The sequence below is a fragment of the Chryseobacterium lacus genome (assembly GCF_003336205.1).
In the GTDB taxonomy this organism is placed as follows: Bacteria; Bacteroidota; Bacteroidia; order Flavobacteriales; family Weeksellaceae; genus Chryseobacterium_A; species Chryseobacterium_A lacus.
Genome location: NZ_QPIE01000001.1, coordinates 395,535 through 409,102, shown reverse-complemented (window position 1 = coordinate 409,102; position 13,568 = coordinate 395,535). Strand labels below are relative to the sequence as shown.

Sequence of the window (13,568 nt, the reverse complement as noted above, 5' to 3'; positions counted from 1 at the left end):
GAGAAAAATTTGTAGTTTTGATGTAAGGGTGCAGGCGTTATTGAGAATCTTCATATTGTAAAGTTTACTGCGTTATAACGCTGATTTCGTGCAGCCAAATCACATTTATGGGAAAATTTAGGGTTTTAATTTTCTTTTTTTTATTCGCGGTTGTTTCCTGCAGCAAGGAAAAGAGTGCGGGAGACAGCGTGGAAGTACTCCATGATGATGAGAAAAAAATAAAAGACGCCTACACCCAAATCGTTTTGCAGGCTGACTTACCGAAAGATAGTCTGTTGTGGTATTTTCAGAAACTGGAAGTATTGCAATCAAAAAAACCTTATTTTACAGCGCTAAATGAATTGAGTAAAGCCACTTATTTTAGAAAAGAGGGTGCATATCTGTCAGCTATAACTCATTATGAAAAAGCCCTGGAGGGACTGCCTGAAAATGATAGCGCAACTGATTATGCATTTGTGGGAATGGGAGTCTGTTATAGACATTTGGGAAATTTTCCCAAAGCATTAGGCTGGTTCCAGAAGTCAGTTGAATATGGTGAAAACCAAAAAGACACTTTGCGTCTGGCGGGAACCTATGCTTCGCTGGCGCAGCTTCATTTTGAAAAAGAACAAGAAAATGAAGCCAGAAAATATATTGAACAGGTTTTTCAACTTCAAAAAAATAAAGAAATAGGAAAGCCTTATTTTATTGCTTTGCATACTCTGGCCAATATGGAAGCGAAAAAAGGGAACTATCTCATTGCCATGGATCTGGACAGAAAAGGGATGATACTTGCAGATAAAGCTGGGAATGATGCCGTGAAAATCACGTTTCAGGACAATCTGGCAAGATGTTACTTTAATTATCTGAAGGATTATGACAAAGCTGTTTTTTATTTCAAACAAAATCTCATCATTGATAAAAAGTTAAACAATCCCACTTGGATTGCAGATACGTATATCAATCTTGCAGAGGTAGAAACGGCGAGGGAAAATTATGAAAAGGCACACGAATATCTTCAGGAAGCAATCAATATTTTTTCAGAAACCCAACAATTTAATAACTCCCTGAAAGCATATGCAGCTCTAAAGAGAATATATGAAAAACAGGATAATTTTAAAAAAGCGCTGGAAACAAACGAAATTTATCTGGAGAAATATAAAAAGCATCTGAACGAAGAAAGCGAGAAATCTTTTGCTGAATACAACGCACTTTTCGAGACCAAAAAGAAAGAAAAAGAACTTTCGGAAACTCAGCTTCAGTTGCGAGAAGAAGAATTTCGTTCACAAAGAAAAAACATCTGGCTGCTTTTGCTTGGCAGTCTTATTGTGATTACTTTGGGCATCGTGCGTTATTTGCAGATTAAATCAAGATTAAAACAGAAAAAACTACAGCTCGAAATATCACGGGAATTGCACGATAGTTTAGGTTCGCAGCTTACTTTAATCAGTTCTATTTCAGATAGTCTGAAGAATTCCGCAATAATTTTGGATGAAAGCATTAGTAAAAAAATCAACACATTGTCCGAGTTCTCCGAAAATACCGTTAATGAATTGAAAAATACCATTTGGGTTCTGAACAGTTCTGAGCTGAAGCTTCACGAGCTAAAGGTGAAACTCCTCAATTTTATTAGTCAGGCGTCTGAAGCACAGGAGAAAGTAAAATTTCATTTTTCATTTGATATTCAACATGATGTTCAGCTGAATTCCAAGCAGGCTATCAATTTGTACCGAATTTTTCAGGAAATTCTGAATAATGCCATCAAATATTCACAAGCGGAAGATATTTTTGTAGTCGTAGAACAAGCGGCAAATCATCTTTACATAAAAATCAGAGATAACGGAATTGGTTTTAATTGGGAAACCGAAAAAAATAAATCACTAGGTTTAGCGAATATTCAGCAACGCATAATGGAATTAGGCGGGCAATTGGGCATTGAAACTTCGGCGGGAAAAGGAACTCAATTTGAAATTACTGTAAAATTATAATGTCAATCAGAACCCTCATTACAGAAGACAGTATAACCGCATTGCGGGCACTGGAAATAAAACTTTCAGAATTTCCCGAAGTGGTAATAAAAGGAACTGTTAACAATGGACAGGAAGCGCTGGATTTTCTTTCAAAAAACCATAGGATAGACATTGTTCTCATGGATATTGAAATGCCCGTAATGAACGGAATACGGGCCACGGAAATCATTAAACAAAAATATCCGCAGATTAAAATTATCATCATTACCATGCATGATGCTGACCATTATGTATTTGATGCAATAAAAGCGGGTGCGGACAGTTATATTTTAAAGGACACCAAAGCTGATAAAGTATTCGAAACCATCTTGGATACACAAAACGGTGGCGCAGTAATGTCTCCTTCTATCGCGCAGAAAACGCTTAGTTTTCTTCGCGGTTCTTCTTTTTCCGGACATGTTTCTGAAGACGAGAGTCCCCAGCTCTCAGACCGAGAATCAGAAATTCTGGAGCAGATCATGAAAGGACTCACAAACAAAGCCATTGCAGACAATCTTTTTATATCTCCATTTACTGTAAAGAGGCACATCGAAAATATTTACAAAAAACTACATGCTCATAATCGTGTAGAATTGCTTCATAAAGCAAACAAGAAAAAATTTTTGGGCTGAACAGCCCATTGACTGATAGGATATTATGACGCAAATTTGTTGAGTAGTTATCAAAATTAATATGTTCGATAAAGGCATTTTTGATTTTTTTATTCGCTACAACTAAAATTGCCCAATAATCTGTCTAACCCCAAAAATATGTCAATATGAAAAATTTTATTATGAAAGCATTTGTGATTGCTTCCGTCACAAGTGTTATCTCATGTACCAATGATAATGATCCTTTACCAATAGTTCCCACAGGAGGTTTAGTTCCCAAAACAATTGAAAGAAGTTATTCGCAAGGATGGCCAACTTCCACGGTTACTTACACCTATGATGGAAATAAGATTAAAGAAATCAACATCAATCCACAAGTCGACGTAAGCAAAGGAAAGTTTACTTATACCGGCGACAACATCACCAAACTAGAAGTTTTTAGCGGGCCAAATTTTACGCCTTATACTGTAAGTACATTTGAATATGCAAATGACAAACTTTCAAAAGTTACTTCTATTTATAACAGCAATACCACGGTTCGCAATTATACATACAATACAGATGGAACGGTGACAGAAGTAACAACCGGCGCCTATAATTCCAACAAAAAATATACGTTGAGTTCTGGGAACATTGCCAAAACAGAATATTTAGACAACAATGGCAACGTAGTTTCAACAGATACCGCAACTTTTGATGCAAAAAATAATATTCATAAAAACATCACAGGACTTAGCAAAATTTTCAATTTGGAAGGACTTTTCTGGGATTTGATTCAGGCAGATGCCAATAACAGATTGACTTATAACCAAGGTACTATGAATACTACTTATACCTACGAATACAATAGTGAAGGTTATCCCACAAAAAGAGTAGAAACAAAAGGAACAAACACCACTACAAGCGTAATAACCTATTAAATTTGATGAAAAACGCGGAAGAGTCGGTTTCATTTTGGCCGGCTTTTTTTCTATCAAACATGCCTGGTGAAGGGCTTCATCAAAAGCCCAATTTTTTGATTGTAAATTTTTACTTCTAAAATAATAAATTGTCTAGAGATTTCTAATAAAATTAACTTACCGAGGGCAGAAAATAGATAAAAAATAAGGTTACAGCTTTAATCCGAAAAATATTAAAAAAATGAAACAATTCTATCTTCTGACAATAGTCTTGTCGGTATTTGCCAATGCGCAACTCAGTATAGTAAAGGATGTGACTTTAGCTGGATTAAGTCCTACGTCAAACAAACAAGCTTTCTGGCAAAATAATAAATGGAACGGCAAATATTATTTTGAAGCCGGGACTACCGTTAAATTAGTGGTCACAGATGGTACTGATGCTGGTACTATGATGATTAAAGATTTAGGTATTACTGGCGGAACCATCACTAAGATTATTCCAGCACAGGATTTCTTTTATTTTCAAATAAATGTTATGGTTTTTTCGCCTTCATTTGCAATGCATGACGAACTTTGGAGATCCGACGGGACAGCGGCAGGAACTTTTTTACTGAAAGAATTTAGTAATACCACATCTTATCCTTTGGATATAGGAAGTGATTTATCAGATTATTACAATTATTCCATTCTTGGCAATGAAATGTTTTTTTCCGGATATACTACGGCAAGCGGAAAAGAGTTATGGAAATCCGACGGAACCGTTGCGGGGACAGTATTGGTAAAAGATATTACGACAGGAGCAGGAAATACTCCAATGGACGCATTTACGAGATTGGGCACGGATGTGTATTTCTTTACAGGTACTGGTCAACTTTGGAAATCTGACGGAACCAACGCCGGAACCGTCAATATTCCCCTCCCTGCAGGATTAATCGTTTATATGTATAATACGATGGTGGAATTTAATGGTAAATTAATTTTTCTTGGTTATGATGCTACAAATGGTATGGAACCTTGGATTACGGATGGAACTACTTCAGGGACTCATATAATAAAAAACATTTCACCCCAAACAAGCTATTATTACACTTGGAAAAATTTCGCATTTAGAAAAATCCCCGGTGGTATCCTCATTCCTATACAGACCACCGGGGACACCTCCAATACTATGCTAACGCTTTGGAAAACAGATGGCACGGATGCCGGCACTGTCCAGCTTTCTCCCACCGATGCTATTCAAGGATCTACATCGGACACTTTTGCTATGAATAATGAAAGTCTTTACACTTACAATGGCGGAACGATGCAAACGATCTTTAAAACCAATTATCAGGAGAACGGTTATCAAATTCTACCCCATACCAATCCTGCAGTAGAGTCGTTCTTTAATTTTAAAAATACGTTGTGGTTTAGTTCCGGATTTATTAATTATACACAAGATCAAAAAGAACCTTGGCGCAGCGATGGGACCCAGGCAGTAAAAACATTCGATATTCGTCCAGGATTATTACCTTCTTTACCTTTCGGTTATTTTGAGATAAACAATAATCTTTTCTTTTTCGCAAATGACGGAAGCGGAAACAAACTGTATAAATTTGTGGGAGATTTTACTTTTAATGGTTCCGTGAATAATAACTGGAGCAACAATGCAAACTGGAATTCGGCAGCAACACCTCTTTCAACTGAAAACGCAATCATACCTGCCGGTACCAATGTCAATATTGATGCTGAAGCTTATGCAAACAATGTATTGCAAGACTCCCCGATCAACTTATCAAATGGAAATCTAAATATTGGCGGAAACCTTAATCTCGGCGCAAAAATAACGTTAAACGAAAATAATCTCAATCTGAAGGGCTCATTTTCGCAAGTTATAAACGGAAATGCCTCCAATTACGTTGTCACGAATGGAACAGGCACCGTAAATGTTGAAAATCTGAACGCCGCACGCAGTGCAGTAACGCTGCCAATAGGAACTGCAACAAATTACAATCCCATTACGATTTCCAACTCGGGAACTCCGGATACATTTTCGGCCAGAGTCTCCGAAGGAATTGCGAATACGACAAACGGTGCTGTAAACGCAACGTGGGATATTTCTGAAGGTACGGCCGGCGGCAGTAATGTAAACCTCACCTTCGGCTGGAATGCGGCGCAACAGAACGTGAACTTCAGTGCGGCAGGTGCGAAGGTCGGACATTACTACAACGGACAGTGGAACCAAGAAAACAGCGGCAGTGTAACCGGCAGCGGACCGTTTGATATAACTGCGACGGGCATCAACACCTTCTCTCCATTTGGTGTGATGAATTTCGGAGCGCTGGCGACGGCGGAGGTCCGCAATTCATCAGTACACGTTTATCCCAATCCGTTTAGTAATTACCTTCAGGTGGAAGCGGAAGAAAATGGAACAATAACCCTTTTTGATGTTTCTGGAAAGATGGTACAAACTGCAATGCTGAAAGAAGGCACCAACAGGCTGGAGGTGGGCGTGCTGCCAGCAGGACTCTATTATTATGCTTTGAAAAATCTGAAAGGAGGAACCATAGCTTCCGGCAAACTGCTTAAAAACTAAAACCATGAAAAACATATATATACTGATCGCCCTGGGCGTATTCACTGCCACAAACGCGCAGCTTACATTAGTGAAACAACTTTCGAATGCTGAAGTTCCCAAATATGAAGATGTGGAACTACCACAGATCTTTAACAATAAAATGTATTATATCGGGAAGCCGGCCAACCCGCAGGAATGTAAACTTTATGTAACCGACGGAACCTCAGCAGGTACCCAGCTGTTAAAAGACCTGGGAACTATTTACACCACCGGAAACGGAAACTACAGTACCATAGGATCTTTTAATCAGACAGCAGACCGGCTCTATTTTCTTCGCTCACAACACCTTAACCCTTCTGCCGGGGGTGCCCCCACGGAAATGACTACGGAACTGTGGGTGACAGACGGCACCGCGGCGGGAACCCTGAAGCTCATGAACAAAATCACACCGGTGGTCAATTACAGTGCAGTATCGCCCATTTCTTTATTTGGACGCGGCAGAGTACAGGAATTGAACGATAATTTTGCCGGGAACAAGCTGATTTTCACGGCGTACGATCCCGCAAGTACCACCGTTTCCAACGGAAATCAGATCGCATGGGTGACCGACGGTACCGTAGCGGGAACACAGCCGCTTCTTACCGCTGGCGGAGAGAAAATCTACGGTGGTGGTACAGGTGGTACCAAAGTCAATGGTGAGTATTTTTTCGCAGGCCGTAGTCAGGTCACCACAGATCAGGGCGGGTTTCTGTATAAGACCAACGGAACGGCTGCCGGTACGGTGAAGGTGAATCCAGCTGCTGTCAACTGGTTTGTGGGTTCTCACTTCAGTAAACCCCTCAACGGACAATTCCTGTTCTGGGCTACGGATAATCTGGGCCCATCCTGGAACCAGCAGAATTACGAAATCTGGAAATCCGACGGAACTGCCGCCGGGACACAGCTTTTCTATGAGACGGCCAGTGGCGCAGATTCCAAAAAACCTTATTATGGTAATGTACTCGATTTTGTGAACGATGGCCAGAAGTTTTATTTTATGCTGAAACAGGATCCTGCCAATAATGAGCAGAATGAAGTGTGGACAACGGACGGAACGCTGTCGAATACCAAAAAGATCCGGGATGCCACCAACTATCTGGTTGACTATACCATAGTATCCAACGGGCACGTTTTTTTCGAAGAGTTCATACAGTCGCCATCAACCTTCAGATTGGTTCACTCCGACGGTACTGCTTCAGGCACCACGGTGGTATCCACCAAAAATACCAACCGTCCCAGTTTTGCTTTGTATCAGGGAGCGGCCTATTATAAGGACTTTGACCAGATGGTGCCTTATTTTTCTAATCAGGTGGCCGACAATATGGAAGTCTGGCGCAGCGACGGTACGGTGGGAAATACGGCGCGACTTCTAGACGTGCTGCCGGGTACAACTACGGTTTCCTCATATACCATCTCCAACTCTTCAAAACCTACGAATTTCTTCACCCTGGGCGACAGCCTTTATTTCGTGACAGAAAGCCCGAAGAATCTGTATAAATTCAAGGGAGACTACACCTTTAATAACTCCGTGAACAGTAACTGGAGCAACCCTTCCAACTGGAGTGCGGGCGCCGTGCCGGGCTTTACGGATCCTGTAAATATACCTACAGGGTTTACCGTTGTTGCAGATGCCCCCGCCTATGCCGGCAACCTGAGTTTGAATTCGCCACTGAATCTTTCTTCCGGTAATCTGAACATCGGCGGCAACCTTAACCTGGGTGCAAACATTACCCTCAATGCCAACTCCGTAAATCTGGGGCCTGCTGCGCAAGTGGCCAATGGCGGTCCGTCGCAGTATATGGTGACCAACGGCACCGGCACGGTAAATGTGCAGCATCTGAACGCCGCACGTGGAGCGGTTTCCTTGCCCATAGGAACGGCAAACCACTACAATCCCATCACCGTTTCCAACTCCGGTACTCCAGATACATTTTCGGCCAGAGTCTCCGAAGGAATTGCGAATACGACAAACGGTGCCGTAAACGCTACGTGGGATATTTCTGAGGCCACGGCCGGCGGCAGCAACGTAAACCTCACCTTCGGCTGGAATGCGGCGCAACAGAACGTGAACTTCAGTGCGGCCGGTGCAATGGTAGGACATTACTACAACGGGCAGTGGAACCAAGAAAACAGCGGCAGTGTAACTGGCAGCGGTCCCTTTTCGATTACAGCATCAGGAATTTCCAGTTTTTCACCGTTTGGTATCATGAATTTCGGTGCGTTGGCAACTGTGGAATCTTTCCATTCAAAATTTTCTGTATATCCGAACCCTTTCTATGATGTGTTAAGTATTATGGCAGAAGAAAAAGGGTGGGTTGATTTCTTTGATCTGTCGGGCAAAATGACAGGCAGACACAGATTAGAAAAAGGAGAAAACCGGTTAAATAAAGACGTATTGGAGCCCGGAATTTATGTTTACCGGATCACCAATGATTCCGGAATAAATGTTTCCACGGGAAAAATAATTAAAAAATGAGGATTTCATTAGTTTTAAGGTGATTGTCAAAAATAAATAAAACCTTCTCAAATGCTCATGAGAAGGTTTTTTTTGGCGGATTTTTTTCTAAAAATCGTATCCGATTTTAAAACTTATATCGGGAACTATTTGCGTGTGATTTTCTTTTCCCAAGATTTTCCCTACTCCTAATCCCAATTTAATTGCTAAGTTTCTTCTTAATCCCCATGTCGGAACAAAAGAAATCATTGGGGTTACATATATGTCTTCAACATTGGAAATGACGAACCAATTCGGGAGGTATTCTACTTTTAGAGAAATATAATTACCCGCATTATTGTTTTGGTTTTTCCCTGCATCTGCTCTTTTTCGCAAATTGTAGTAGTATTTTGGTGTTAACGAAATTGCAGGAGTAAGTGCGAAACCCGTTTTATTGTAAATATTGCCACCCCAAAGCGAAGGATATAAAGCAAGCTGGCTTCGGAGTGCAAGTTTTTCTGAAAGTTTTGCCTCGTTATATACTTCTGCACCAAACAATCCGATTTGCGTTCCTGTAATGGATTTTTTTACACTACCTGAATCCTGAGCAAATGTAAAAACACTAAAAAAGGATAAAGCTGTTATAATTAATTTTTCATTGTTTTATTATTGTCCATGTTCCAGATATAGATCCCATTTTCCACGTGCCACTTTTTGTTTCCAAATTGCCATTAATAACGAAACCAGAAGTGGGTGAATGTAAGTTCATCAAAACTCCACCTTCATATACCTTCCCACCTAAATGGTCTGTATTATTTCTTAAACCAAAAACATTTCCACTTTTATTTATATCCAAAGTAAAAAAACCGTTTTCTTCTCCGGAATAAGTGGCCTTCCAATTTCCTTTATAAGGAGAGTCATAATTCTTCATGTTTTGTCTTTCCCAATAAGCATCACAGGAAAGCACGGATAGCAATACCACTACAATAAACAAATATTTTTTCATTATATACAATTTATTTAAAAAAAAACAAAGAAACAGAAATAGAATATGCAGGCAAAATCTTTTTTTAATTTCTCATAAAATGTCATAATTTTGCCCTCTTGTGAAGTTGAAAAAAATAATTTGAATATGCCGAAAGCCCTTCTTTATTTTCTTATTGGAACTGTACTGAGTTTCTTGCTCAATCATTATGTGTTAGGCAGCCAGGGCTGGATGATAGATTTGTACAATGGCACCGCCTTCGGGTTGGGTTGGGGAATGGCTTATTTTGTAGACAAACCGGAATGGCCATTGAGTAAGAAAATGGGAATTTCTTTTATCGGAATTGCTGTGCTTTTGCTTACCGGATTTCTCTTTTTCGATTTTCAAACTGCCGTTCCGTCGGTCATTAAGTTTTCTACAGTATTTGTAGGATATTATCTCATCGCAAGTTTCAAAAGCTCCAAATCGCTCCGGAATTAAAGGTATTTCCTTATTTATTGAGTAGCAAATAGATTTGGCTTCCCAACTTTATTTAAAGATTACAAAAAGGTTTTCAGATTGAAAAAAAATTTCTACCTTTGCACACCCTTATTGGGAAAATTATGTTTAACCGTAAACAAAAAAGTGTGAATACATTAAGTTACAAAACCGTTTCAGCTAACAAAGCTACCGCTAATAAAGAATGGGTTGTGGTAGACGCTGAAGGGCAACCATTAGGAAGATTAGCTTCCACGGTTGCGAAGATTTTGAGAGGAAAGCACAAAACGAACTTTACGCCTCATGTTGATTGTGGTGATAACGTAATCGTTTTGAATGCTGGGAAGATTACTCTTTCAGGAAACAAGTGGGCAGATAAAACGTACATCTGGCATACAGGATACCCTGGTGGTCAGAAGTCGCAGACTGCAGAAGAGCTATTGAAAAAAGACCCGATGAAGGTTTTGGAAAAATCTGTAAAAGGAATGCTTCCGAAAAATAAACTGGGATCTGCTATCTTTAAAAACCTTTATTTATATGAAGGTACAGAGCATAAGCACGAAGCTCAGCAGCCAAAAACTATTAATGTTAACGAATTTAAATAACAAGTATGTCTACAGTTCATAAAATCGGAAGAAGAAAAACATCAGTAGCCAGAGTTTATGTGAAGCCGGGAACGGGAAACTTCGTAGTAAACGGAAAAGATGCTAAGGATTATTTTTCTACAGACGTGATGGTTTATAAAGTAAACCAGCCTTTTATTCTTACTGAAACTGCAGGCCAGTATGATATTACCGTAAACGTTTTCGGAGGGGGTAATACAGGACAGGCTGAAGCTATCAGACTGGGGATTTCCAGAGCGCTTTGCGAAATAAACGCAGAATTCAGACCACTTTTGAAGCCTCATGGTTTATTAACCAGAGATGCAAGAATGGTGGAAAGAAAGAAACCAGGTCAGAAGAAAGCAAGAAAGAGATTCCAATTCTCAAAACGTTAATCAAGCAGATTCGAGACACGAGATTCGAGACTTTCAAAAATCTTGGTTTTCGGCTCTTGGTTCTATTATCTAATCAAAAAAATGCCCCGTTTAGTTTAGCATCCAAACTCTTCTCCCATCTAAAGAAAAGTTGATTGCAAAAAAGCGGAACGTAAACTAAAAACAAAAAAGAGACATGGCAAAAGCAAATGTTAAAGACCTTTTAGAGGCGGGGGTACACTTCGGTCACATGACCAGAAAGTGGAACCCAAATATGGCTCCATACATTTTTATGGAGAAAAACGGTATTCACATTATCGATTTACATAAAACAGCAGTAAAACTGGACGAAGCGTGCAACGCTTTAGAAAAAATTACTTCTTCAGGTAAAAAAGTTCTTTTCGTAGCGACTAAAAAGCAGGCGAAAGAAATAGTGGCAAAACACGCTGCTGAACTGAATATGCCTTACATTACTGAAAGATGGCCCGGAGGAATGCTTACGAATTTCGTAACCATCAGAAAGGCTGTTAAGAAAATGAACCATATCGATAAAATGAAGAAAGACGGAACTTTCGAAACTTTATCAAAAAAAGAAAGACTTCAGGTTGACAGACAAAGAGCTAATCTTGAGAAAAATCTGGGTTCCATCGCTGACATGGTGCGTTTGCCTTCGGCTCTTTTCGTGGTAGATATCATGAATGAGCACATCGCGGTAACGGAAGCAAAGAAATTGGGAATACCTGTATTTGCGATCGTAGATACCAACTCTGACCCGAGAAAAGTGGATTACGTTATTCCAGGAAATGATGATGCTTCCAAATCGATCGACATGATTCTTTCGGTAGTATCTGAATCCATCAAAGAAGGGCTTTCTCAAAGAAAAGCAGACAAAGAAAAAGCAAAAGAAGAAGGAGAAAAAGTGACTGCTGATGCAGATGCTGATTTCGATGCAGAGTAATTTGCTTTAAAAATAATTAATATTCATCTCCCTGAAAGCCAGGGAGATTTTTTTATTTATATCACAATTAATGTTTACTTTTGTTTCCCTTTTTTGAATCATGATGAAAAGAAATTTTATTCTCATTTTTACATTCCTGTGGAGTCTTTTCTCTGCACAATTAGATACCGATCACTGGTTTGCACCCATGGCGGCTAAAGCCGGAACTGGCGGATTTACAAGTTATCTTTATCTTTCCACCAATGAAGTAACTCCGTTTACGGTCAGTATTTATAATGACAATTCCCTGTACACTACTATACAGATCAGCAAAGGAAATCCCGCCCAGGTATATATTCCTGCAGGTCTAATGATGGGGATTTATCAAAGTGAGCTGTTTATTCCGTCGCAGAAAGGATTGAATGTAAAAGGGCCGAAGAAATTTTTTGCCAATTATCGTTTTTCAATACCGAATCACGCTGAAATTATTATTTCGAAAGGCCTGGCGGGATTAGGAACCACTTTTTATGCTGCGATGGCGGCCAACACAGGAACAGCTGCTTATGTAAATTCCACTATAGGTGTTATTGCTACAGAAGACAATACCGTGGTGACGGTTTCGGGATATAATCCCAATGTTATTTTTTCCGACGGAACCTCTTAGCCAACGAAAGTTTTTACGTTAAATAAAGGTCAATCGTATATTCTGGATGCTATCAGCTCAACAAGTTTTTATAACCTAGACGGATTGATAGGAGCGAAAATATCTGCAACCAAACCCATTTCTGTAACCAACGGGAATTTTAACGGGATTTATACCAATCAGAATTTCAGCAATAATGATATTCTGATGGATCAGGCTGTTCCGGTGGAAAGACTCGGAAACAACTTTGTGGTGGTAAAAGGAAATGCGCCGATAAGTTCCGGAATGGAAACCTTATTGGTGGTGGCAACACAGGATAATACTCAGATTACCGTTAATGGAAATCCCACAGGAGTTACGCTTAATGAAGGGGATTACACCATGATTGACGGGAATAATTATATTCTTCAGGGAAACAATAATTATAACATGAGCGTCAGCACTTCCAAAAATGCGTATGTGTATCAGTTGCTTGGCGGTACATCTTCAGGAAGTGTTCATGCAGCCGGAGGATTTAATTATATTCCGCCGCTCAGCTGTTTTCTACCTAATAAAGTGGATGAAATCGGATTTATCAACAATATCGGAATTACAACTTATAATACCAAGCTGAACATCATTACCCAAACCGGAGCAAGCGTTACACTCAACGGAACGCCCATTCCTACGGTGAACGGGCCTTATCCTGTAGCCGGAAATACAGATTGGGTGACTTATTCTGTGCCGAATGTTACCGGAACTGTTACGGTTCAGTCCACCAAATCGGTGACTGCAGGAATTGCCGGCGGAAGTGGAGCGGTGGGATATGGTGGCTATTTTGCGGGATTTTCATCCGTTCCTGTGATTGTGAAAACCGGCGATTGTTATGCGGGAATTTTACTTCAGGTAGATAACAGTTACGATGCTTACCAGTGGTATCTGAACGGAAATCCGATTCCGGGAGCGAACAATTACACGATTAATCCGGAGCTTTACGGTGCCGGAAATTATACCGTGCTGATCACAAAAAACAATTGTGAATC

Annotated in this window: 12 protein-coding genes and 1 pseudogene; 11 read left to right on the top strand and 2 right to left on the bottom strand. The window is 40.0% G+C overall.

The genetic code is table 11. The annotated features are described in order from the left end of the window. Positions 1-107 precede the first annotated feature (107 nt). The 5 genes from DQ356_RS01970 (at position 108) to DQ356_RS01950 (ending at position 8,570) form a co-directional block, all read left to right on the top strand. Complete coding sequence (locus tag DQ356_RS01970) at positions 108-1,967, top strand: tetratricopeptide repeat-containing sensor histidine kinase (RefSeq protein WP_114302769.1); 1,860 nt, start codon at positions 108-110, stop codon at positions 1,965-1,967. Next, positions 1,967-2,620, top strand: a complete 654-nt coding sequence (locus DQ356_RS01965) for a response regulator transcription factor (RefSeq protein ID WP_114302768.1) — start codon at positions 1,967-1,969, stop codon at positions 2,618-2,620. Before DQ356_RS01970 ends, DQ356_RS01965 begins: the two co-directional genes overlap by 1 nt. A 146-nt stretch (positions 2,621-2,766) precedes the next feature. Beyond that, positions 2,767-3,519 (top strand): hypothetical protein, encoded by a 753-nt coding sequence (locus tag DQ356_RS01960; RefSeq protein WP_114302767.1) that lies wholly within the window; start codon positions 2,767-2,769, stop codon positions 3,517-3,519. A gap of 220 nt (positions 3,520-3,739) precedes the next feature. Continuing rightward, the gene (locus DQ356_RS01955; protein WP_114302766.1) at positions 3,740-6,073 is read left to right on the top strand and encodes a T9SS type A sorting domain-containing protein; all 2,334 of its coding nucleotides are present in this window, start codon (positions 3,740-3,742) and stop codon (positions 6,071-6,073) included. Positions 6,074-6,077: 4 nt separating this feature from the next. Beyond that, the gene (locus DQ356_RS01950; RefSeq protein WP_114302765.1) at positions 6,078-8,570 is read left to right on the top strand and encodes a T9SS type A sorting domain-containing protein; all 2,493 of its coding nucleotides are present in this window, start codon (positions 6,078-6,080) and stop codon (positions 8,568-8,570) included. A gap of 87 nt (positions 8,571-8,657) precedes the next feature. On the opposite strand, the gene DQ356_RS01945 is transcribed toward DQ356_RS01950, so the two are convergent. Together DQ356_RS01945 and DQ356_RS01940 are read right to left on the bottom strand one after the other, a co-directional pair. After that, entirely contained in the window at positions 8,658-9,086 is a 429-nt protein-coding gene (locus DQ356_RS01945) for a hypothetical protein (RefSeq protein ID WP_228420594.1), read from the bottom strand. Between the two features lie 97 nt (positions 9,087-9,183). Next, positions 9,184-9,534: a hypothetical protein gene (locus DQ356_RS01940; RefSeq protein WP_114302763.1), complete on the bottom strand. Its 351-nt coding sequence runs from the start codon at positions 9,532-9,534 to the stop codon at positions 9,184-9,186. A 126-nt stretch (positions 9,535-9,660) separates the two neighbouring features. Between DQ356_RS01940 and DQ356_RS01935 the strand changes: the two genes are divergently transcribed. The 6 genes and pseudogenes from DQ356_RS01935 to DQ356_RS11380 all read left to right on the top strand — a co-directional run. Beyond that, on the top strand, positions 9,661-9,993 hold the full coding sequence (locus DQ356_RS01935) for a hypothetical protein (RefSeq protein WP_114302762.1): 333 nt from the start codon (positions 9,661-9,663) through the stop codon (positions 9,991-9,993). Positions 9,994-10,139: 146 nt separating this feature from the next. After that, positions 10,140-10,595, top strand: coding sequence for a 50S ribosomal protein L13 (gene rplM, locus DQ356_RS01930; RefSeq protein ID WP_114302820.1), 456 nt, complete (start codon positions 10,140-10,142; stop codon positions 10,593-10,595). 5 nt (positions 10,596-10,600) lie between these two features. Continuing rightward, positions 10,601-10,987 carry a 30S ribosomal protein S9 gene (rpsI, locus tag DQ356_RS01925; RefSeq protein WP_114302761.1) on the top strand — a complete coding sequence of 129 codons (387 nt, stop codon included), beginning with the start codon at positions 10,601-10,603 and terminating at the stop codon, positions 10,985-10,987. Between the two features lie 175 nt (positions 10,988-11,162). Continuing rightward, positions 11,163-11,924 (top strand): 30S ribosomal protein S2, encoded by a 762-nt coding sequence (rpsB, locus tag DQ356_RS01920; protein WP_114302760.1) that lies wholly within the window; start codon positions 11,163-11,165, stop codon positions 11,922-11,924. A 100-nt stretch (positions 11,925-12,024) separates the two neighbouring features. Further along, complete coding sequence (locus DQ356_RS01915) at positions 12,025-12,567, top strand: hypothetical protein (RefSeq protein ID WP_114302759.1); 543 nt, start codon at positions 12,025-12,027, stop codon at positions 12,565-12,567. A 21-nt stretch (positions 12,568-12,588) separates the two neighbouring features. Beyond that, positions 12,589-13,320 (top strand): annotated as a pseudogene (locus DQ356_RS11380) (IgGFc-binding protein); the annotation flags it as partial. Positions 13,321-13,568 lie beyond the last annotated feature (248 nt).